Source organism: Variovorax sp. GW531-E2 (assembly GCF_059423125.1).
Genome location: NZ_JBWKXQ010000023.1, coordinates 62,785 through 84,892 on the forward strand (window position 1 = coordinate 62,785; position 22,108 = coordinate 84,892).

The 22,108-nt window shown below is 67.2% G+C and carries 18 protein-coding genes; 9 read left to right on the top strand and 9 right to left on the bottom strand.

Annotated features, from left to right (window positions below):
* The first annotated feature begins 40 nt into the window (after nucleotides 1–40).
* From pilB to AC07XP_RS15640, 8 genes are all read left to right on the top strand, one after another.
* Entirely contained in the window at nucleotides 41–1,774 is a 1,734-nt protein-coding gene (pilB, locus tag AC07XP_RS15605) for a type IV-A pilus assembly ATPase PilB (RefSeq protein ID WP_062474518.1), read from the top strand.
* Between the two features lie 26 nt (nucleotides 1,775–1,800).
* Complete coding sequence (locus AC07XP_RS15610; RefSeq protein ID WP_495265181.1) at nucleotides 1,801–3,030, top strand: type II secretion system F family protein; 1,230 nt, start codon at nucleotides 1,801–1,803, stop codon at nucleotides 3,028–3,030.
* Nucleotides 3,030–3,995, top strand: coding sequence for a prepilin peptidase (locus tag AC07XP_RS15615; protein WP_492734151.1), 966 nt, complete (start codon nucleotides 3,030–3,032; stop codon nucleotides 3,993–3,995). Before AC07XP_RS15610 ends, AC07XP_RS15615 begins: the two co-directional genes overlap by 1 nt.
* A gap of 13 nt (nucleotides 3,996–4,008) precedes the next feature.
* A complete protein-coding gene (coaE, locus tag AC07XP_RS15620) occupies nucleotides 4,009–4,620 on the top strand; it encodes a dephospho-CoA kinase (RefSeq protein ID WP_492734150.1) in 612 nt (203 codons plus the stop codon).
* Between the two features lie 76 nt (nucleotides 4,621–4,696).
* Nucleotides 4,697–6,190, top strand: a complete 1,494-nt coding sequence (locus AC07XP_RS15625; protein WP_095743910.1) for an MBOAT family O-acyltransferase — start codon at nucleotides 4,697–4,699, stop codon at nucleotides 6,188–6,190.
* A gap of 6 nt (nucleotides 6,191–6,196) precedes the next feature.
* Nucleotides 6,197–7,228, top strand: coding sequence for an alginate O-acetyltransferase AlgX-related protein (locus AC07XP_RS15630; RefSeq protein WP_062474527.1), 1,032 nt, complete (start codon nucleotides 6,197–6,199; stop codon nucleotides 7,226–7,228).
* A gap of 36 nt (nucleotides 7,229–7,264) precedes the next feature.
* The gene (zapD, locus tag AC07XP_RS15635; RefSeq protein WP_070063618.1) at nucleotides 7,265–8,020 is read left to right on the top strand and encodes a cell division protein ZapD; all 756 of its coding nucleotides are present in this window, start codon (nucleotides 7,265–7,267) and stop codon (nucleotides 8,018–8,020) included.
* A gap of 8 nt (nucleotides 8,021–8,028) precedes the next feature.
* Complete coding sequence (locus AC07XP_RS15640; protein WP_062474531.1) at nucleotides 8,029–8,238, top strand: DNA gyrase inhibitor YacG; 210 nt, start codon at nucleotides 8,029–8,031, stop codon at nucleotides 8,236–8,238.
* 39 nt (nucleotides 8,239–8,277) lie between these two features.
* Here AC07XP_RS15640 and AC07XP_RS15645 read toward each other — a convergent pair whose 3' ends face one another.
* From AC07XP_RS15645 to secA, 5 genes are read right to left on the bottom strand one after another with little or no spacing between them, the layout of a single operon-like run.
* Nucleotides 8,278–10,242 (bottom strand): acyltransferase family protein, encoded by a 1,965-nt coding sequence (locus tag AC07XP_RS15645; RefSeq protein ID WP_062474533.1) that lies wholly within the window; start codon nucleotides 10,240–10,242, stop codon nucleotides 8,278–8,280.
* A 37-nt stretch (nucleotides 10,243–10,279) separates the two neighbouring features.
* The gene (locus AC07XP_RS15650) at nucleotides 10,280–10,729 is read right to left on the bottom strand and encodes an NUDIX domain-containing protein (RefSeq protein WP_493194587.1); all 450 of its coding nucleotides are present in this window, start codon (nucleotides 10,727–10,729) and stop codon (nucleotides 10,280–10,282) included.
* On the bottom strand, nucleotides 10,726–11,601 hold the full coding sequence (locus AC07XP_RS15655) for an ATP-binding protein (RefSeq protein WP_062474537.1): 876 nt from the start codon (nucleotides 11,599–11,601) through the stop codon (nucleotides 10,726–10,728). The genes AC07XP_RS15650 and AC07XP_RS15655 overlap by 4 nt, the downstream gene beginning before the upstream one ends.
* Nucleotides 11,598–12,827: a bifunctional glutamate N-acetyltransferase/amino-acid acetyltransferase ArgJ gene (argJ, locus tag AC07XP_RS15660; RefSeq protein ID WP_495265182.1), complete on the bottom strand. Its 1,230-nt coding sequence runs from the start codon at nucleotides 12,825–12,827 to the stop codon at nucleotides 11,598–11,600. Before argJ ends, AC07XP_RS15655 begins: the two co-directional genes overlap by 4 nt.
* Before the next feature lie 30 nt (nucleotides 12,828–12,857).
* Nucleotides 12,858–15,644, bottom strand: coding sequence for a preprotein translocase subunit SecA (secA, locus tag AC07XP_RS15665; protein WP_307637094.1), 2,787 nt, complete (start codon nucleotides 15,642–15,644; stop codon nucleotides 12,858–12,860).
* 204 nt (nucleotides 15,645–15,848) lie between these two features.
* Between secA and AC07XP_RS15670 the strand changes: the two genes are divergently transcribed.
* Nucleotides 15,849–16,157 (top strand): DciA family protein, encoded by a 309-nt coding sequence (locus AC07XP_RS15670; RefSeq protein WP_062474543.1) that lies wholly within the window; start codon nucleotides 15,849–15,851, stop codon nucleotides 16,155–16,157.
* 21 nt (nucleotides 16,158–16,178) lie between these two features.
* Here the strand turns inward: AC07XP_RS15670 and AC07XP_RS15675 are convergent, their stop codons facing one another.
* From AC07XP_RS15675 to AC07XP_RS15690, 4 genes are all read right to left on the bottom strand, one after another.
* Nucleotides 16,179–17,414: a pyridoxal-phosphate dependent enzyme gene (locus AC07XP_RS15675; protein ID WP_095949380.1), complete on the bottom strand. Its 1,236-nt coding sequence runs from the start codon at nucleotides 17,412–17,414 to the stop codon at nucleotides 16,179–16,181.
* 104 nt (nucleotides 17,415–17,518) lie between these two features.
* Entirely contained in the window at nucleotides 17,519–18,211 is a 693-nt protein-coding gene (locus AC07XP_RS15680; RefSeq protein ID WP_495265183.1) for a PA4824 family protein, read from the bottom strand.
* An 84-nt stretch (nucleotides 18,212–18,295) separates the two neighbouring features.
* Nucleotides 18,296–19,303: a response regulator gene (locus AC07XP_RS15685; protein ID WP_492729820.1), complete on the bottom strand. Its 1,008-nt coding sequence runs from the start codon at nucleotides 19,301–19,303 to the stop codon at nucleotides 18,296–18,298.
* Between the two features lie 20 nt (nucleotides 19,304–19,323).
* Nucleotides 19,324–22,108: hybrid sensor histidine kinase/response regulator (locus AC07XP_RS15690; protein ID WP_495265184.1), on the bottom strand; the 2,785-nt coding region annotated here is incomplete at its 5' end.

Genomic DNA, 22,108 nt, shown 5'->3' on the forward strand with positions numbered 1-22,108 from the left:
TGATCGTGAAGCACTTTTTCACATCTTTTGCATTCGCTGAATGGCCGCTGCCGAAATTCCCGTTAAAGAAACTACGCAGATCGCCCTTCCCGGCCTGGCGCGCGCCCTCGTGTCGGCTGGCAAGCTCGCGGCGAAGACAGCCGAAGACATCTATCAGAAGTCGCTGAGCGGCCGCACCAGCTTCATCGCCGAACTGACCGGCACCGGCGCCGTTTCGGCTGCGGACCTCGCCCACACCCTCTCAAGCGCCTTCGGCGCCCCGCTGCTCGACCTCGATGCCATCGATCACCAGCGCCTGCCCAAGGACCTGCTCGATCCGAAGCTCTGCCATGCGTACCGCATCGTCGTTCTCAGCAAGCGCAACAACCGCCTGATCGTCGCGACGGCCGACCCGTCGGACCAGCAAGCCGCGGAGAAAATCAAGTTCGCGTCGCAGATGGGCGTGGACTGGGTCATCGCGGAGTACGACAAGCTCTCGCGCATGATCGAAGCCGCCGCAGCCAGCGCTGCGGAAACGATCAACAGCATCGTCGGCACCGAGTTCGAGTTCGACGACGTCACGGCCGACACCTCGGGCGACGCCAACGAACAGGCCATCGCCGAGGTCGAAGACGCACCCGTGGTGCGCTTCCTGCACAAGATGCTGCTCGACGCAGTGAGCATGCGGGCCTCGGACATTCACTTCGAGCCTTACGAACACCATTACCGGGTGCGCTTCCGGGTCGATGGCGAGCTGCGCGAAATCGCCAGTCCGCCCACGGTCATCAAGGACAAGCTGGCCTCGCGCATCAAGGTCATTTCGCGGCTCGACATCTCGGAAAAACGCGTGCCGCAAGACGGCCGCATGAAGCTCAAGATCGGCCCCGACCGCGTGATCGACTTCCGCGTGAGCACGCTGCCCACGCTGTTCGGCGAGAAGATCGTCGTGCGTATCCTGGACCCGAGCAGCGCGCGCATGGGCATCGACGCCCTGGGCTATGACGCCGACGAGAAAGAACGACTCCTCCACGCCATCGGCCGCCCCTATGGCATGGTGCTGGTGACCGGCCCCACGGGTTCGGGCAAGACCGTGTCGCTCTACACCTGCCTGAACCTGCTCAACCAGCCGGGCGTCAACATCGCGACGGCGGAAGACCCGTCGGAAATCAACCTGCCCGGCGTCAACCAGGTCAACGTCAACGAGAAGGCCGGCCTCACTTTCGCGGCCGCGCTGCGCGCCTTCCTGCGGCAGGATCCCGACATCATCATGGTCGGCGAAATCCGCGACCTCGAAACCGCCGACATCTCGATCAAGGCCGCGCAAACGGGCCACCTGGTGCTGTCGACGCTGCACACCAACGACGCCCCGACCACGCTCACGCGCATGCGCAACATGGGCATCGCGCCGTTCAATATCGCGTCGAGCGTGATCCTGATCACCGCGCAACGCCTCGCGCGCCGGCTGTGCATGCTGTGCCGCGCACCGATCGACATCCCGCGCGAAGCCCTGCTCGATGCCGGCTTCAAAGAGGAAGACATCAACGGCACCTGGAAGCCCTACCGCCCGGTCGGCTGCGCCGCCTGCAGCGGTGGCTACAAAGGCCGGGTCGGCATCTACCAGGTGATGCCGATTTCGGAGGCCATCCAGGAAATCATCCTGCGCGACGGCAGCGCGCTGGACATCGCGAACCAATCCGAAGCCGAAGGCGTGCGCTCGCTGCGCCAGTCCGGCCTTCGCAAAGTCATGCAGGGTCTCACTTCACTCGAAGAAGTCGTCGCCTGTACCAACCTATAACGAACACACTGAACACCGGAGATCGAATGGCAACAGTGGCATCCTCCCGCTCCCAGGTCACGCACAAGGAATTCGTCTTCGAATGGGAAGGCAAGGACCGCAACGGCAAGCTGGTGCGCGGCGAACTTCGCGCCGCCGGGGAGAACCAGGTGCAGGCGGCCTTGCGTCGCCAGGGCGTGCTGGCCTCCAAGATCAAGAAGCGCCGCATGCGCTCGGGCAAGAAAATCAAGCCCAAGGACATCGCGATCTTCACGCGCCAGCTCGCGACCATGATGAAGGCCGGCGTGCCGCTGCTGCAGTCCTTCGACATCGTCGGCCGCGGCAACGCGAACCCGAGCGTCGCCAAATTGCTGAACGATGTCCGCAGCGATGTCGAGACCGGCACCTCGCTGTCGGCCGCTTTTCGCAAGTTTCCGAAGTACTTCGACAACCTGTACTGCAACCTTGTGGAGGCCGGTGAGGCTGCCGGCATTCTGGAAGAATTGCTGGACCGTCTCGCGACCTACATGGAGAAGACCGAGGCGATCAAGTCGAAGATCAAGTCGGCATTGATGTACCCGACCTCGGTGGTCGTCGTCGCCTTCGTGGTGGTGGCCGTCATCATGATCTTCGTGATCCCCGCGTTCAAGGAGGTGTTCACCTCATTCGGCGCCGATTTGCCTGCGCCGACGTTGTTTGTCATGGCGATCAGCGAGTTTTTTGTTTCCTATTGGTGGCTGATCTTCAGCGTGCTCGGCGGCGGCATTTATTTCTTCCTTCAAGCTTGGAAACGCAACGAACGCGTCCAGAAGGTCATGGATCGCCTGCTGCTGCGCCTCCCGGTTTTCGGCACTCTGATCGAGAAATCCTGCATCGCCCGCTGGACCCGCACGCTCGCGACCATGTTCGCAGCCGGCGTACCGCTGGTGGAGGCGCTCGACTCCGTGGGCGGCGCGTCGGGCAACTCGGTGTACGGTGACGCCACCGCCAAGATCCAGCAGGAGGTCTCGACCGGTACCAGCCTCACGGCCGCCATGACCAACGTCAACCTGTTCCCTTCGATGGTGATCCAAATGACGGCCATCGGCGAGGAGTCGGGCTCGATCGATCACATGCTCAGCAAGGCCGCCGACTTCTACGAATCCGAAGTCGACGACATGGTGGCCGGCCTCTCCAGCCTGATGGAACCCATCATCATCGTGTTCCTGGGCGTCATCATCGGCGGCATCGTGGTGTCGATGTACCTGCCCATCTTCAAGCTCGGCCAGGTCGTCTGATGCTGGTGTCCCAAGGGTTCGACACCGCATTGGCCGGTGTGCTGGGGCTATTGATCGGCAGTTTCCTCAACGTGGTGATCTACCGCACCCCGGTCATGATGTACCGCGGCTGGCTGGGCGATGCGGTCGCCAATCTCATGTCGTCGAAGGACATGCCTTCGCTCTGGTCGCTGGTCTTCGGCCCGAAGGCCGTGCCACCCGCAGGCCTCGAGGCGGCCGCCGACAAGGCCGCCGAAGCGCTTGAGAAGCTCCCGCCTTTCGATCTCACGCGCCCCGCCTCGCGCTGCGGCACGTGCGGCCACAAGATCCGCTGGTACCAGAACATCCCCGTGCTCAGCTACCTCGTGCTGCGCGGCCGATGCGCCAGCTGCAAGACCTCGATCAGCCCCCGCTACCCGCTCGTCGAACTGATCACGGGCGCGCTGTTTGCCCTGTGCGCACACCGCTTCGGCATCACCCCCACGGGCGCGCTCTGGGCGGCCTTTGGCGCCGTGCTGATCTGCCAGTTCCTGATCGACTTCGACACCCAGTTCCTGCCCGACGCACTGAACTACCCGCTGCTCTGGCTCGGCCTGGTCGGTGCCGCCATGGGCTGGACCGGCGTCAGCCTGAACACCGCGGTCTGGGGTGCCGTGTTCGGCTACCTGAGCCTGTGGCTTGTGTACCATGCCTACCGCCTGGCCACAGGCAAAGAAGGCATGGGACATGGGGACTTCAAACTGCTCGCCGCTCTGGGCGCCTGGCTCGGCGCCGACTACCTCATTGCGATCATCCTCGTCTCCTCGGTGGTGGGCGCCGTGATCGGCCTCACGTTGCGCTTCGCCGGCAAGCTGGCCCACAAGGACATTCCCATCGCCTTCGGCCCCTTCCTGGCCGGCGCCGGCCTGATCTGCCTCGTGGCCGGTCCCGCCGTCGTCAAGCAGTGGATTCCCTTCGCCTTCCCTTTCGGGGCCCTGGCCCTTTGAGAACGACAGCGGCATGGCGGTGAAGCGCATCGGCCTGACCGGCGGCATCGGCAGCGGCAAGAGCACGGTCGCGTCGCTGCTGGTGGCCGAAGGCGCGGTGCTGGTCGATACCGACGCCATCGCACGCCGCATCGCGCAGTCCGGCGGCATCGCGATGCCCGCCATCGAGGCCGCATTCGGCCCTTCCGTCATCGCGCCCGACGGCAGCCTCGACCGGGCCGCCATGCGCCAGCTGGTGTTTGCCGACGCGGGCGCCAAGGCCCGCCTCGAAGCGATCCTGCACCCGCTGATCGGCACCGAGACGCAACGCCAGGCCGCCGCGGCAGGCGACGATGCCGTCGTCGTGTTCGACGTCCCCCTGCTGGTCGAATCCGGCCGCTGGCGGGCCCTCGTGGACCGCGTGCTGGTGGTCGATGCCCACGAAGACACGCAGCTGCAGCGCGTGGTCGCACGCTCGGGATGGGAGCCCGAGGCCGTGCGCGCCGTGATCGCCCAGCAGGCGCCGCGCAAGGCGCGCCGGGCCGCCGCCGACGCCGTGATTTACAACGAGTCGTTGACGCTCGCGGAACTGGGCACCGAGGTGCGGGGTCTCTGGAAGCTGTGGGCTGCGGCCACCACGCGATAATCCGAGACCAGCCGCCCCGGCGGCTCTATAACGATTACGACAAAAAGGCGCTCGCCCCTGCAGTGCCCTCCCCGAGATGCTTTTCAACTCGTATCCCTTCATTTTTGTCTATTTCCCGCTGGTCCTGATCGGGTTCTTCCTGATCGGCAAACGCAACGCCCGCGCCGCCGCCGGCTTCCTCGGACTGGCCTCGCTGTTCTTCTACGGTTGGTGGAGCGTGCAGGCCCTGCCGCTGCTGCTGGGTTCCATCTGCGTCAACTACTGGTTCGGCCTGCAGCTGACGCCCGCGCCGGGGCGCAACGACCGCAAGCGCAAGACGCTGCTGATCGCCTCGCTGGTGATCAACCTGGGCGTGCTGGCCGTCTTCAAATACGCCAACTTCTTCCTGGAAAACGTCGATGCGGGGCTGGTCGCCGCGGGTCTCACGCCGATCGATCTGGTGCACATCGTGCTGCCGATCGGCATCTCGTTCTACACCTTCACGCAGATCGCCTTCCTGGTCGACTGCTGGCAGGGCAAGGTGCACGAACGCAGCTTCATCCACTACGTGCTGTTCGTCACCTACTTCCCGCACCTGATCGCGGGCCCGGTGCTGCACCACGCGCAGATGATGCCGCAGTTCGCGAACCCCGCGACCTACCGGATGGACCCGAACAAGGTCGCCATCGGCCTGACGATCTTCGTCTTCGGCCTCGCCAAGAAGCTGCTGATCGCCGACCCCATGGGGCAGTACGCCGACCTGATGTTCAACGGCGTTCACAAGGGCATCGAGCCCACGCTGTACACCGCGTGGTTCGGTGCACTGGCCTACACGCTGCAGATCTATTTCGACTTCTCGGGCTACTCGGACATGGCCGTCGGCCTCTCGATGTGCCTGGGCGTGCAGCTGCCGCTGAACTTCCGCTCGCCCTACAAGTCGACCAACATCATCGAGTTCTGGCGTCGCTGGCACATCTCGCTGTCCACCTTCCTGCGCGATTACCTCTACGTGCCGCTGGGCGGCAACCGCAAGGGCCCGGCGCGGCGCTACCTGAACCTGTTCCTCACGATGCTGCTGGGCGGCCTGTGGCACGGCGCGGCCTGGACCTTCGTGGTCTGGGGCGCGATGCACGGCGCGTTCCTGATGGTCAATCACCTCTGGAACGCCAAGGTCCGTCGCAACGCCACCCCGGGGCGCATCGCGCGCGTGCTGGGCTGGCTGCTGACCTTCCTGTGTGTGGTGGTGGCCTGGATCGTCTTCCGCGCCGACGGCATGAACACGGCCATGTCCATCTACAAGGGCATGCTGGGCCTGCACGGCGCGCCGGTCTCGGCGTTCAGCGAGTTCGGCAAGGTGCCGTTCCGCAAGCCGGAGTTCTTCCAGCTCATGCTGGTGGCGATCGTCATCTGCCTGACGCTGCCGCCGACCATCACCCTGGAGCGCTGGATTCCCCATCCCAAGTCGATGGCCGGCCGCCCGGTGATGGCCCGCCTGTCGACCGTGGTGCTCGCCATCGGTACCTTCGCACTGTTCGCGTGGTGCGTTTCGAAGCTGGGCGGCTACAGCCCCTTCCTCTATTTCCAATTCTGATTCGACATGACGACGACCACGACGCCCGCGAAAGTCTGGCTGCGGTTCTTCCTCTTCGGCTACTTCGTCCTGATGGCCCTGTGGATCATTTCGCTCACCAGCCCGGTGCCCTACGGCGACCTCACGCGCATCGGACGCCTGTCCGAACGCGAGTTCGGCTGGCGCGACCCGCCGCCCAAGGTCGATCCGGTCTACCTCGCCAGCACGCCCATCGAACAGGCGGACGTGATGGTCGTGGGCGACAGCTTCTCCATGACGCACCGCTGGCAGTCCGTGCTCGCCAAGGCCGGCTACCGGGTCTCGACCTCGTACTGGGGCCAGTACGGCGAGTCGCTGTGCGGCGACTTCAGCCAGTGGGTCCACGACTCCGGCTTCAAGGGCAAGCTGGTCATCATCGAAAGCGTGGAGCGCCTGCTGGACATGCGCATGCGCTACAGCGAGCGCTGCAAGGACGGCAAGACCATCTTCCCCTACAGCGCCAAGGCCGAGCCCCTCATCGAACCCGACGAGACCGTACCGGCCTTCGCGCCCAACTGGGAAGTCCAGTACATGACCGGCGTCGTGACCTACTACCACACGTGGAAGGCCAAGAACTCACCGGTAGACACCTATTTCGATCGTGACACCTGGGTAAGGAAAGTCCCCGACGGTTGCAAATTCTTCTCGCATCGCCAGTGCGACCGGATGCCCTTCTTCCAGGAAGACGAGGACAATGGCCCGTTGACCTCCGACACGCTGGCGCGAATGAAGAACTTCACCGCTGCGCACAGCACCATCCCGCTCCTGTGGATGGTGGTGCCCAACAAGACCACGGTCTACCTCAAGCCCGATTTCTCGAAGGACTTCGAAAGCGGCTTCCGCGACGCGAAGCTGGGCCCCGACCTCTACGCCTTCACCCGCGAAAAGCACACGCAGATCCGCGACTTCTACTTCTCGAACGACACGCACATGTCCATGCACGGACAGCTCGCACTCGGCGAGCGCATGCTGGCCGCGGTGCGTGAAGTGATGCCCACACCCCCTTCCAAATCGCCCTGAAGTTATGATTCCGCGACAGGAAACCGACAAATACGCGTGATCCTCTACGAGTACCCCTTCAACGAGCGCATCCGCACGTACCTGAGGCTGGAGCATCTGTTCCGTCGCCTCGGGGAACTGGTGCCCTCGGAATCGCCGCTTTCGCACCACTACGCCCTGGTCACGATCTTCGAGATCATGGACGTGGCGGCGCGCGCCGACCTCAAGGCCGACGTGCTGCGCGATCTCGACAAGCACAAGAACGTCTTCAACAGCTACCGGGGCAATCCGGCCATCGCCGAGACGGTGCTGAACCAGGTGGTCGACCAGCTCGAACGCAACTTCAGCGCGCTCAACGGCGTGGCCGGCAAGGCGGGACAGGCACTCACCGAGAACGAGTGGCTCATGAGCATCCGCAGCCGCGCCGGCATCCCGGGCGGCACCTGCGAGTTCGACCTGCCCGCCTACTACGCGTGGCAGCACCGCACGCCGGCCAGCCGCCGCGCCGACCTGGAACGCTGGTCGAACACGCTGTCGCCATTGGCCTCGTCGATCTACCTGCTGCTCAAGCTGCTGCGCGACGCCGACGTGCCCTACAAGGTGATCGCCACCCACGGGCAGTTCCAGCAGAACCTGCCGCAGGGACGCAGCTTCCAGCTGCTGCGGCTGCGCATCGATCCCAAGCTGGGCCTGGTCCCGGAAATCAGCGGCAACCGCCTCATGGTCTCGGTGCGGCTCATGCGGCACGAGGCCGACGACCGCCTGCACCCGAGCACCGAAGACACCCCCTTCGAACTGACCCTCTGCGCGTGAGGCCCGGTGTGAGCAAGAAGAAAGAAGACGAACGCATCGTCCGCTGCCCGACCTGCGGCGGCGACAGCATTTATGCGGAGCGCAACCCGTTCCGGCCGTTCTGCAGCGCACGCTGCAAGGGCATCGACTTCGGCGCCTGGGCGACCGAGGAATTCAGGATGCCGGCGGAGACACCGCCCGACGAAGAGCCCTTCGGCGATCCCAAGCTGCAGCAATAGATTGCATGCACGCCGCCGCAGCCCAGAGCTGCGGGGCCGTCAGTTGGCTGCCGCGGGCTGCACGCCCTCTTCCAGGAACACCTTGTCCAGGTAGGTCGCGAACTGCCGCGTGAACGCGGGCCGCAGATGGCCGTGGTCCTTGTAGGCCGGCGCACCGTCAGGCATTGTCCGCGGGCACTGGCCGTCCTTGCACAGGGCGCCCAGCACGTCGATCGCCTCCGCACCGCTGGCGGCCGCGATCTGCAGGAGCCGCTGGTTGAGCTTCACCTGGTCGGCGAGCACGGGCGCGGTCGGCGAATTGCCCACCACCGACAGCGTGCGCAGCCGGCTGCCCTCGATCATGCGGCGGGGTTCGAAGTCGTCGCCCAGCGCGTTGTCCAGCAGTAGATAGACCTTTTTCTTCTGCTTGACCAGTTCGGTCACCCACGCCTGCAGCGCCACCAGCGAGGGCTCGATGCCGGCGCGGTCGCCGCGGGTCAGGGAGAGCGACGCGCCGTTCGCGCGCAGCACGTAATCCAGCGGGAAATCGCCCGTGAAGTAGCAGTTCCAGCAGCTGCCGATCAGCACGGTGTCGATCTGCGGGTCGCGTGCCATCGCCATCCACTGGTCGCGGGCCGGGCCGCAGCCGGGGTTCTGCTCGGCGAAGACGTTCGGAATGGCCGGGCACGCGCCGTAGGTGAAGAAGTAGGTGGTCGCCATGCGCTCGGGCGCGAGGCGCGCCAGCTCTGCCGCGCGGGGGCCGTACTCGATGACGTGGCTGTCGCCGATCAGCAGCACCTTGCGGGCGCCGTTGCCGATGCGATTCACCGCGTAGGGTCCGAAGTTCTCCGAGGAAAAGCCGGCGTAGTAGTCGCCGTCCACCGTCGCATCGGTCACCTTCTGCAGCAGCTCGCTGTTGTGGCGGGCGGGCAAACCGTTGAGCACCGCCACGCCGGCCACGGCCACGAACGCACCGGTGCCCACGAGCGTGCGCAGCATGCCCGCGCCCAGGCGGGCCCGCGTGAACCGCTCGATGAAGCGGTAGGTCAGCCAGGCCAGCAGCACGCTCGCGACCACCATCGTCACGCGCGTGCCCACCGACGGCTCCGCGCCCTTGACGATCCGCGCGTACACCAGCAGCGGCCAGTGCCACAGGTACAGCGGATAGCTGATCAGGCCGATCCACACCATCGCGCGGTTCGACAGGAAGTACTTGTTCAGCACGCCCGTCGGGCCGGCCGCGATGCAGCTCACCGCGCCCAGCGTCGGCAGCAGCGCCCACCAGCCGGGGAAGGCCTTGTCGCTGCGGATCATCACGAGGCCCAGCACGATCAGGCCCACGCCCAGCACCGACTGCACGTGGCTGCGCCAGACGCTCGGTGCCGACGGCTTCATCCGCATGCAGGCCAGGATGCCGCCCACCATGAGCTCCCAGAAGCGCGAGGCCGGCGAATAGAAGGCCGCCGTGCGGAACGGATGGATCGTCGTCACGTTGATGAGGAACGACACCACCGCCAGCACCCACAGCACGCGCACGATCGGCCAGCGACGGCGCCAGGCCAGCCCGAGCAGCAGCGGCCAGAAAATGTAGAACTGCTCCTCGATGCCCAGCGACCACAGGTGCAGCAGCGGCTTGGTCTCGGCGGCCGTGTCGAAATACCCGGCCTCGCTCCAGAAGACGAAGTTGGCCACGAAGCCCACGCCGCCCAGCGCCTGCTTGCCCAGCTCGACGAATTCCTTGTTCAGCAGCACGTACCAGCCGAAGGCGAGCACGCCCGCCAGCATCAGCATCAGTGCCGGGAAGATCCGACGGATGCGCCGTGCGTAGAAATCGCGGTAGCTGAAATCGCCGGCCGCGTGGCTCTGCATGATGATCGTCGTGATCAGGAAGCCCGAGATCACGAAGAAGATGTCGACGCCGATGAAGCCGCCAGGCAGCAGCTTCGGGAACGCGTGGAAGATGACGACCGAGGCCACGGCCACGGCGCGCAGGCCGTCAATGTCGGCACGGTACTTGGGATGCATATCTCTTACTTCTGGACCACGGTCGTGCCGTGCGTCGTCAGGCGACGGTCGACACCGCCTCGGCGGCCGACGCGGGCAGGCCGCGCTCCTCGACCAGCCACGCCAGCACCGGCAGCGCGCCCGGCAGCACCGGCGCCACGTCAAGCGGCAATTGCTGCCAGGCCATGGCCTGGCTTTCGCGCATTTCGAACTCGCCGGTCCAGTCCGTCACCTTGCACCAGTGCAGGCGCACCAGCGCGTGCGGGTAGTCGTGCTCCGTGACCTTCCAGACCTCGGCGCCGCCGATGGTGATGCCCAGTTCTTCCTGCAGCTCGCGGCGCAGGGCTTCCTCGACCGTTTCACCGGCCTCGATCTTGCCGCCCGGGAACTCCCAGTAGCCTGCGTAGGCCTTGCCTTCGGGCCGCGTGGTGAGCAGCAGCGCCTCGTCGGCCAGCCGGATCAGCACGCCGACGGCCACTTCGGTGTGCTTGCGTGCCGTCTCGCTCACGCGCCGGCCCGTCCTGCGTAGTCGCGCGCGAACTGGTAGGCCACGCGGCCGCTGCGCGAGCCGCGCTCCAGCGCCCACACGAGCGCCTCGGGCCGCGCCGCCGCGATGGCCGCGTCGTCGACGCCGAACGACGAGAGCCACTGGCCCACGATCGTCAGGTATTCGTTCTGGCTGAAGGGATAGAAGCTCACCCAGAGGCCGAAGCGCTCCGACAGCGAGATCTTCTCTTCGATCACCTCGCCCGGATGCACCTCACCGTCGTCCGTGTGCTTGTACGTGAGGTTGTCCTTCATGTACTCGGGCAGCAGGTGGCGCCGGTTGCTGGTGGCGTAGATCAGCACGTTGGGCGTCGAGGCGGCAATCGATCCGTCGAGGATCGACTTGAGCGCCTTGTAGCCCGGCTCGCCCTCGTCGAAGCTCAAGTCGTCGCTGAAGACGATGAACTTCTCGGGGCGCTGCGACACCACCTCGACGATGTCGGGCAGGTCGGTGAGCTCGGCCTTGTCGACCTCGATCAGGCGCAGGCCCTGCGGCGCGTAGGCCTGCAGACAGGCGCGGATCAGCGACGACTTGCCCGTGCCGCGCGCGCCGGTCAGCAGCACGTTGTTGGCCGGCTTGCCTTCGACGAACTGGCGCGTGTTGCGCTCGATCTTTTCCTTCTGGACGTCGATTTCCCTCAGCGAATCGAGCGCCATCGTGGCCACGTGCTTCACGGGCTCCAGCACGCCATGGCCGGAGCTGCGGCGGCGGTAGCGCCACGCGATGGAAGCGCTCCAGTCGGTCGGCGCGGCCAGCGGCTGCGGCAGGATCGATTCGATGCGGCCGATGAGCTGTTCGGCGCGCTCGATCAGTTTCTGGAACTGCTCGTTCATGACCGGTAGTCGGCGTTGATGGTCACGTATTCGTGGCTGAAGTCGCAGGTCCACACGGTGTCGCTGGCGGCGCCGCGGCCCAGGCCGATGCGCACGGTGATTTCGCTCTGCTTCATCACGCGCTGGCCGTCTTCCTCGCGGTACGACGGGTTGCGCCCGCCCTTCACCGCCACGTGCACGTCGTCCAGGAACAGGTCGATGCCGGTCTGGTCGAGGTCGGCAATGCCGGCGTAACCGACGGCCGCCAGGATGCGGCCCAGGTTCGGGTCGCTGGCGAAGAAGGCGGTCTTGACCAGCGGCGAATGCGCCACGGCATAAGCCACCTGGCGGCACTCGGCCCCGTCCTTGCCGCCATCGACCTGGATGGTGATGAACTTGGTGGCGCCTTCGCCGTCGCGCACGATGGCTTGCGCCAGCAGGCGGGCCACGTCGCGCATTGCGGCCACGAGCGCCTGGCCGTCGGCCGAGTCGAGCGAGGTGATGGTCGCGTGCGCGGCCTTCTGCGTGGCGATGACCACGAACGAGTCGTTGGTCGAGGTGTCGCCGTCGATGGTCACGCGGTTGAACGAGGCGTCGGCCAGCTGCGTGGCCAGCGGCTGGATCAGCGCCGGGTCGATCTTCGCGTCGGTCGCCATGAAGCCGAGCATGGTCGCCATGTTCGGGCGGATCATGCCGGCGCCCTTGCTGATGCCGGTGACGGTGACCGTGGCGCCGCCGATCTTCACCTGGCGGCTGAACGCCTTGGGGATCGTGTCGGTGGTCATGATGCCTTCGGCGGCACGGGCCCAGTTGTTTTCCGACGCGTCGGCCAGCGCGGCCGGCAGGCCGGCTTCGATGCGGTCCACGGGCAGCGGCTCCATGATCACGCCGGTCGAGAACGGCAGGATCTGCTCGGGTGCGAGCTCCAGGTGGCGCGCCAGCGCGATGCAGGTGGAGCGCGTGCGCATCAGGCCGTCTTCGCCGGTGCCGGCGTTGGCGTTGCCGGTGTTGATCACCATCGCGCGGATGCCGTAGTTGGCCTTCAGGTGGTCGCGGCAGACCTGCACCGGGGCGGCGCAGAAGCGGTTCTGCGTGAACACGCCGCCGACCGCCGAGCCTTCGTCGATCAGCACGACGGTCAGGTCCTTGCGGTTGGCCTTGCGCACGCCGGCTTCGGCCACGCCGATGCGGACGCCGGGCACCGCGAACAGCGCGGCGGGATCGGGAGCGGACAGGTTCACGGGCATGGGATTTCTCTCAATGAAAGGTGCGGGACTTCAGCTCAGCTTGCCGTGGCACTGCTTGTACTTCTTGCCGCTGCCGCAGGGGCAGGGGTCGTTGCGGCCGACGCGCGCAAAGGCGGCGGCTTCGGCGCTCAGCGCACCGGTGCCGACAGCCGCCAGGCGGCGCTGGTTCTCTTCGTCGACGCGCACCTCGACCTCGCCGGTCTCGGTGGGCGCGGTGTAGGTGATGTTCGAGACGTTCTCGCCGCGGCTTTCCATTTCCTCGGCCGCCTGCTCGAGCTGTTCGCCCGACTGCACGCGCACCGTCATGAGCTGGCGCGTGACTTCGTTCTTGACCGAGTCGAGCAGCTGGCCGAAGAGCTCGAAGGCCTCGCGCTTGTATTCCTGCTTGGGCTGCTTCTGCGCATAGCCGCGCAGGTGGATGCCCTGGCGCAGGTAGTCGAGCGAGGCCAGGTGTTCGCGCCAGTGGGTGTCGATGCTCTGCAGCAGCACCATGCGTTCGAACTGGGTGAAATTCTCCTGACCGATGAGTGCGACCTTGGCGTCGAAGCTCTCGTTGGCGTAGGCCACGATCTTCTCGACCACTTCCTCGTCGGAGATGGCATCGGCGGCCTCGACCTGCTGCTTGAGCGGCATGTCGATGCCCCACTCGCTGAACAGGCTCTTCTCGAGGCTGTCGAGGTCCCATTGCTCTTCGACCGATTCGCGCGGCACGTACTGGCGCGCGAGGTCGGTGAAGCAGCCTTCGCGCAGCGCGGCGATCTGCGCCGTGAGGTCGGCCGCGTCGAGGATGTCGTTGCGCTGCTGGTAGATCACCTTGCGCTGGTCGTTCGACACGTCGTCGTACTCGAGCAGCTGCTTGCGGATGTCGAAGTTGCGCGCCTCGACCTTGCGCTGCGCGCTCTCGATGCTGCGCGTGACGATGCCGGCCTCGATGGCTTCGCCGTCGGGCATCTTCAGGCGGTCCATGATCGCCTTCACGCGGTCGCCCGCGAAGATGCGCATGAGCGGATCGTCCAGGCTCAGGTAGAAGCGCGAGGAGCCCGGGTCGCCCTGGCGGCCCGAACGGCCGCGCAGCTGGTTGTCGATGCGGCGCGACTCGTGGCGTTCGGTGGCGATGATGCGCAGGCCGCCCAGCGACTTCACGAACTCGTGGTCCTTGGTCCACTCGGCGCGCACGTGGGCGATGTCGGCCTGCTTGGTGGCTTCGTCGCGGCCTTCGTCGGCCTCGATCGCCTCGATCATCTTCTCGATGTTGCCGCCCAGCACGATGTCGGTACCGCGGCCGGCCATGTTGGTCGCGATGGTGATCATCTTCGTGCGGCCGGCCTGCGCCACGATGTCGGCTTCGCGGGCGTGCTGCTTGGCGTTGAGCACCTGGTGCGGCAGGCCCGCCTTCTCGAGCAGGGCGTCGATGATTTCCGAGTTCTCGATCGACGAGGTGCCCACCAGCACCGGCTGGCCGCGCTCGTAGCACTCGCGGATGTCCTGGATCGCCGCCTCGTACTTCTCGCGCGTGGTCTTGTAGACGCGGTCGAGCTGGTCGTCGCGCTTGCTGATGCGGTTCGGCGGAATGATCGTGGTCTCGAGACCGTAGATTTCCTGGAACTCGTAGGCCTCGGTGTCGGCCGTGCCGGTCATGCCGGCCAGCTTGCCGTACAGGCGGAAGTAGTTCTGGAAGGTGATCGAGGCCAGGGTCTGGTTCTCGGCCTGGATCTCGACGCCTTCCTTGGCTTCCACGGCCTGGTGCAGGCCGTCGCTCCAGCGGCGACCGCTCATGAGGCGGCCGGTGAATTCGTCGACGATGACCACTTCGCCCTGCTGCACGACGTAGTGCTGGTCGCGGTGGTACAGGTGGCGGGCACGCAGCGCGGCATTCAGGTGATGCATCAGCGTGATGTTGGCCGGGTCGTACAGCGACGCGCCTTCGGGAATCAGCTTGAGTTCGCCCAGGATGCGCTCGGCGTTCTCGTGGCCGTCTTCGGTCAGGAACACCTGGTGGGTCTTCTCGTCGACCGTGAAGTCGCCGGGCACCGTGACGCCCTCGCCCGTGCGCGGATCGGCTTCGCCTTCCTGCTTCTTGAGCAGCGGCACCACCTTGTTGATCGCCAGGTACAGGTCGGTGTGGTCTTCGGCTTGGCCGCTGATGATCAGCGGCGTGCGGGCCTCGTCGATCAGGATGGAGTCCACCTCGTCGACGATCGCGAAATTCAGGCCACGCTGCACCCGGTCACCGGGCTCGTAGACCATGTTGTCGCGCAGGTAGTCGAAGCCGTACTCGTTGTTCGTGCCGTACGTGATGTCGCTGCTGTAGGCGGCCTGCTTCTCTTCGCGTGGCATCTGCGGCAGGTTGATGCCGACCGACAGGCCCAGGAAGTTGTACAGGCGGCCCATCCAGGTCGCGTCGCGGTTGGCCAGGTAGTCGTTCACCGTGACCACGTGCACGCCCTTGCCGGACAGCGCGTTCAGGTACACGGGCAGCGTGGCGGTCAGCGTCTTGCCTTCGCCGGTGCGCATTTCGGAGATCTTGCCGTTGTGCAGCGCCATGCCGCCGAGCAGCTGGACGTCGAAGTGGCGCATCTTCATGACGCGCTTGGAGCCTTCGCGCACGGTGGCAAAGGCTTCGGGCAGCAGGTCGTCGAGCGACTCGCCCTTGGCGATGCGGTCCTTGAATTCCTGCGTCTTGGCGCGCAGCGCGTCGTCGCTGAGCTTTTCGAATTCGGGTTCGAGCGCATTGATGCGCGTCACCGTCTTGCGATACTGCTTGAGGAGCCGGTCGTTGCGACTGCCGAAGATCTGGGTCAGGAAGTTGGTTGCCATGGGCGTGGAGAGGGGCGGGCACCTGACACGACAGGCACTGCGACCGGATTCCCTAAGATATGGTGAAAGCAGTTGGGCGCACCTTCTTCGAATGCAAGCTTCGCAAGTCTCGAAGTCGGATGGCCCCGTTCCGGAACAAACGCCGACGCACGCGTCGGCAAACCGGGCATTTTAGCTGTCTTGTTTCTAACCCCTGGATTACCCATGTATCGCCGACTGCCCCCCGCCATTTCACTGCACGATGCTGCGGCAGGCGCCCCCACCCTGGGGAGCCTGATGGCGCGCGCGCGGGACACGGCCGAGCGGCTGAAGGCCATCGAAGGGTTGATTCCGCCGGCCATGCGCGCGGCCATCCAGCCGGGGCCGGCCGAGGGCGACGTGTGGTGCCTGCTGGTCAAGGGCAGCGCCGCGGCCGCCAAGCTGCGGCAGCTGTCGCCGATGCTGGTCACGCGGCTGAAGAACCGGGGCTGGGACGTCGCGACGATCCGCATCAAGGTGCACACGGGGCGCTGAGCCCCGGATTTGCACGCCGACTCAGGCGGCCACGGCGCGGTCGGGCCAGCTCGGGTCGCTCGACGCGTCGGAGGTCAGCACCATCACGACATGCGCATCGGCCGCGATGGTCTCGGCCTCGCGCAGTTGCCGCACGGCCCCCAGGCCCGCCGCTGCCGCCAGTTCGGCGCTCACGCCGGCCGCGGTGAGCAGCCGCCGCGCCGCGCGGGCCTCGTCGTCGCCCACCACCACGGCACCGCCGCCGCTGGCCGTGGCGGCCTGCCATTGCAGATAAGTGACCGTCGCGCCCGCGCTCGACAGCTGCGCCGTGCGACCGGGGTAGCTGCCGTTGAGCGCCCCGCCGCCGAGCACACGCGACAGCCGCGGGAAGGGCTCGACCAGCCACATCCGCGGCAGCCGCGCGATGCGCCCCGCCGCCAGCAACTCGCGAAAACCGGCGTAGATGCCCCAGGCCATGTCGCCGCGCCCGGTCGGCACCACGACGTGATCAGGCAGGCCGCCGTCCTTCAGGCACTCTTCGGCGATGGCCTTGTAGCCCTCCACGCCCAAGGGCGCACTGCCCAGCGCGGGCAGGCGGTAGTTGGACAGCGCGAAATACCCCGGGTACTGCGAGCGCTCGCGCACGAAGCCCCAGCGGCCGGTGTTGTCGGCGAACACATAGCGCCGCGCGCCCAGTGCGTCGAGCTGGCGGGCATAGGTGGCGGGCATCGCCTCGTAGGAGGCCACCTCACAACCGAGCCCCGCGGCCCAGGCGTAGTGCGCCGCCGACACCGCCGTGTTGCCCGACGAGGCAAGCACCAGCGTGTGGGCCCCGGCGTCCAGCGCCTGCGCCACGCCCATCGCGGTCAGCCGGTCTTTCGGCGAGCCGGTGGGGTTGCGCGATTCGTCCTTGATGCTCAGGCGCGCGATGTCGAACTGCCGCGCGAGCTCGGGCATGTCGTGCAGCGGCGTGTTGCCCTCGCCGAGCGAAAAGCCCTGCACGTAGGGCATCGGCACCACGTCCGGGCCGCCAGGCCGGTAGCTGGCGCGCAGCCCGACATGGAAGCCGGCCTGCCGGCAGGCCGGGCAGCCGTCGTTGGCGAGCGTGACCGGGTACAGCGCGTCGCAGCGCAGGCACTGCAGCCCCTGCAGGCGCGGATTGCGCTGCGGCGTGAACGAGCGGCCGAGCACCCCGGCCGGCCGCCCCGGCAGGAAGGTCTGCGCGGGGCTCTCCGGCGGCGCGGTGAACTTGAAGTCCAGGACGGGCGATGGGGTCACGGATCGTTGACTCGTTAATAAATGTGACCGAATCTTATTCAAAATCAACAAAATCCACGATACGGGAGTTCATCCCATTGCAGCGGATTTCAGTTTTCCTTCACTTATTTCCAGCTGAATTCGTGGTTCAGCCCGATCACCACGCCGCGCACGCCCTGCGGCCCGGTGCGCGAGGTGCTGATGTCGACGCTGATCAGCGGCGTCAGGCTGAAGCGGCCGCCCACGCGCGAGGTCCACAGGCCCCCTGCCCGGTGGCGCTCGGCGATCAGCGACACGGCGTCGTTCAGCGCCCACTCCACGGCCAGGCCGCCGCGCGGCGTGCGCACGCCGGTGCCCAGCGCCCAGTCGGCGCCCAGGTTGGCGTGGATCTGCAGGCTCTCGGTCGGCCGCCAGGTGAGCGGCACGACCAGCTGGCCGCCCCAGCGACCGCCGCGCCGCAGGTCGGCCACCGCGCCCATCGACACGGCGGCGCTGAAAGGCGCGTCGGCGGCCGCGCCGGCAAAGGTCCACTTGAGCTGCGGGCCGCCCGTGACCGAATGGACGCCCTGCGCCGACAGCCGGTCGAAATTCAGCCCCAGCTCGACCGGCCCGACCCGGCAGGCAGGCCCGACATGGAAACCCGTCGTGACCGGCTCGGCACCGCTGCGGCCCCACCAGGTTTCGTACTGGCACTGGCCGGGATCGAGCGTGCCGGCGTCGTCGACATCGAAGTGGCCGGCGGCCTGCGCGCCGAGGCCCGGCAACGCCGCGACTGCGGCAAGAAGCAGGCGTGCGGTGCGGTTGTTGTTGTTCTTCATCTCGTGCTTCCCTCAGAGAGCCCTGCCTCATTCTAGGAAGCCGGAAAGTCCGCGCCATGACGCGGCAATGCCATCCCCCGCCCTTCAGAGTTCGAACTGCGGCTGCAGCTCGCGGATGCGCTTGATCGCCACGCCGGCCGCTGCCGTGCGCGTCTCCACGCCCAGCTTCACGTACACGCGCTCCAGGTGTTTCTTGGCGGTGGCCGGGCTGCTGCCGAGGATCTCGCCGATGTCCTTGTTGGTCTTGCCCTTGACCACCCAGTACAGCACCTCGGCCTCGCGCGCCGTGAGCTTCAGGCTCAGGCTCATGGCCTCGATCACGGCGGTGTCGGACACCTCGCGCATGACGATCATCCATTCGTCGCCGGCGTCGTCCTCGCCGGTCTGGCGGTGCAGTCGCAGGCTCAGGCTGCGCGCGCCCTGCGCGATGACCAGGGCCGGCGGCTCGATGCCGCGCGCGCGGGCGTCGGGCGCGTGCTGGCGCAGCCAGCCGAGCACGGCCGGCGGCGTCTCGGGCGCCTGCGTTTCGCAGTAGCGCGCCAGCAGGTCGCGCGCCAGCGCCGTCTGCCAGATCAGCCGCCCCTCGGGCAGGCGCACCGTGATGCTCGCGTAGCCGAAGGCGTCGAGCGCATTGCGTGCCTGCCCGGCCTGGTGTGCCTCCTGCCGCGCGCGGCGGGCGCCCTGCAGGTGCACGTTCATGCGCGCCAGCACTTCCTTTGGCTTGATCGGCTTGGTGACGTAGTCGACCCCGCCCGCCTCGAGCGCGGCCACGAGGTGCTCGGTTTCAGTGAGGCCCGTCATGAACACGATGGGAATGTGCGCGGTGGCCGCATCGGCCTTGAGCCGGCGCGCCACCTCGAAGCCGTCGATGCCCGGCATCATCGCGTCGAGCAGCACGATGTCGGGGCGCGCCTGCGCGGCGCGCTGCAGCGCCTGCTCGCCGTTCGTGGCGATGAGCACGGTGTAGCCCGATTCGTCGAGCGCGTCGTGCAGCACGGCGAGGTTGTCGGGCACGTCGTCGACGATCAGCACCAGGTCGCCGTGGGCGCCCTGCTGCTCGCGCAGCGTGCGGGCGAGCGGTGATGTGAGCATGGTCGGTGGAGACAAGAGAGTCATCCGGCGCCCTCGGCGGCTTCGGCCAGTGCGCGGCCCATGGCTTCGAACTGGAACTGGCGGGCCAGCGCGCGCTGGGCCTCGGTCCACGCGGCGCACTCGGGCTGCGCGGCATCGATGTCGTCGAGCTGGTTCATGATGCCCCGGAAGTAACCCAGGCCCACGGCCTCGTCGAGCGCACGCAGGCGCGCCAGCGACGGCGGCTGCATCGTGCGCGGCGCGGCCACGGCGGGCGCGGGCCGCGCGGCGGTGTCGGTCCACTGCAGGGCCAGCCGGCGCTCCAGCCAGTCGAGCAGTTCGGTGTGGCGCACGGGCTTGACGAAAAAATCTTCGGGCGCAATGCCCACGTCGTTGTCCAGGCCCTTGTCGAAGGCGTTGGCCGAGACGATGGCCACCGACGCCTCGGCCAGCCCCAGCTTGCGCGCGCGGCGGATGGTCTCCCAGCCGTCGATGCCGGGCATCGCGAGGTCGACGAACACGGCGTCGGGCCGGTAGCCGGCGGCGATGAGGTCCAGCGCGTCGTGCCCGCTGGCCGCGCTGCGCAGCTCGAAGCCCAGCGGCGCGAGCACATGGCCCAGCAGCTCGCGGTCGGCCTCCTCGTTGTCGACCACCAGCAGGCGCCGGCGCACGCCCTCGTAGCCTCGCCGTGCACGCGGTGCCGGTGCGACGCGCGCGGTGCCGGCTACCGCTTCGTGCACCCGTGGCAGGAACAGCCGCACGCAGAACAGCGAGCCCTCGCCCGGCGTGCTGCGCACCTTCATCTCGCCGCCCATCAGGTCGGTCAGCATCTTCGCGATGGTCAGGCCCAGGCCCGCGCCCGGCGCCGACGACACCGCCGCGTGGCCGCGCGCGAAGGGCTCGAAGATGCGCTCGATGTCGGCCGCCGTCATGCCCGGCCCGGTGTCCTCGATCTCGATGGCGGCGAACTCGCGCGCGTACGAAATGCGCAAGGTCACCTGCCCCGCCGCCGTGAACTTGATCGCGTTGCCCAGCAGGTTGATGAGGATCTGGCTCACGCGTTTCTCGTCGGCGCGCACCACGTCGGGCAGCGCACCAGCCGCTTCGAAGCGAAAGCGCAGGCCCTTCTCCGCCGCCTGCAACTCGAACATGTCGGCCAGCTCGCGCATGGCGTCGGCGAAACGCATCGGCCGCGCGTCGAGCGTGAGCTTGCCGGCCTCGATGTGGGCGATGGCCAGCGTGCCCTCGATGAGCGACAGCAGGTGCTCGCCGCCGCGCTTGATGACGGCCACCGCCTGCTGGCGGTGCGGCGGCACCGAGTGGTCTTCGCCCATGAGCTGCGCGTAGCCCAGGATGCTGTTGAGCGGCGTGCGCAGCTCATGACTGATGGCGCTGATGTAGCGGCTCTTGGCCTGGTTCGCGAGGTCCGCCGCGCGCCGCGCCTGGTCGGCCGCGAGCTTGGCGTGCTCGGCGATCTCGCGGGCTTCTTCGGCGCTCTGCTTGGCGTCCTGCAGTGCGCGGTCGGTCTCGCGGTGCAGGGCAATCTCGCGCACCAGCAGGTGGGTCTGGCGGTTCGATTCTTCCTGCGCCACCTTGCGGCTCTGGTGCGCCAGCACCAGCCACCACGCGACGATGCCCGCGATGACCAAGAGCGCCATGTAGGCCTTGAGAAAACCCGAGCGCAACGACGCCTGCTGCACCGCGACCAGCGCCCCGCCCACGTCGGCCTGCGCCGCCAGCGCGAGCGCACCTTCGCTCAGCGCCCGCAGCTCCTGCTGGTAGAGCACGCCGAACACCACCGCCAGCAGCGGCACGATGACCAGCATCAGCAGCAGGAAGTGCCCGAGCCCCGTGTCGAGGTAACGCCAGCTGCGGCGCGGCAGCAACCAGCGCAGCACGGCGGACCACTGCGCTGACAGGCTCGCGTGCGGCTTGCACAGGTCGCCGCAGCGCGCGTCGAGCGTGCAGCACAGCGAGCAGATCGCGCCCTGGTAGGCCGGGCAGTGCGCCATGTCGGGGCCTTCGTACTCGCGCTCGCAGATCACGCAGTGCTGCACCTTCAGGCGCTGGTAGCTGCCGCCTTCGTCCGGCGACGGCTCGATCCGCGCCCAGCGCACCTTGCGCCCACCCGCGGCCGGCGCGAACAGCACCGAGCCGCCCGCGTCGGAGGTGCGCGCCAGGTAGTACTTGCCGCCCGTGGCCCACGCCAGCAGCGGCGACGCGACCAGCGCCGTGCCCAGCGCAATGAGCGCCGAGAAGGCCTGCGCCAGCGGCCCGAACACGCCCAGGTGCGCCGTGATCGACAGCACCGACGCCAGCGCCATCGCGCCCACGCCCACCGGGTTGATGTCCCACAGGTGCGCGCGCTTGAACTCGATGCCCGGCGGCGACAGCCCCAGCGGCTTGTTGACGACCAGGTCGGCCACCACGGCCATCATCCAGGCGATGGCGATGTTGGCGAAGAGGCCGAGCACGTCGCCCAGTGCCTCGAACACGTTCATCTCCATCAGCATGAAGGCGATGAGCGCGTTGAACACCACCCACACCACGCGCCCCGGATGGCTGTGCGCCACACGCGAGAAGAAGTTGCTCCAGGCCAGCGAGCCCGCGTAGGCGTTCGTCACGTTGATCTTCAGCTGCGAGACCACCACGAACAGCGCCGTCGCCGCCACCGCCCAGCCGTAGTTCGGGAACACGTACTCGTAGGCCGCCAGGTACATCTGGTTCGGGTCGACCGCGCGCTCCACCGGCACCATGTGCGTGATTGCCAGGTAGGCCAGCGCCGCGCCGCCCAGCATCTTGACCACGCCCAGCACCACCCAGCCC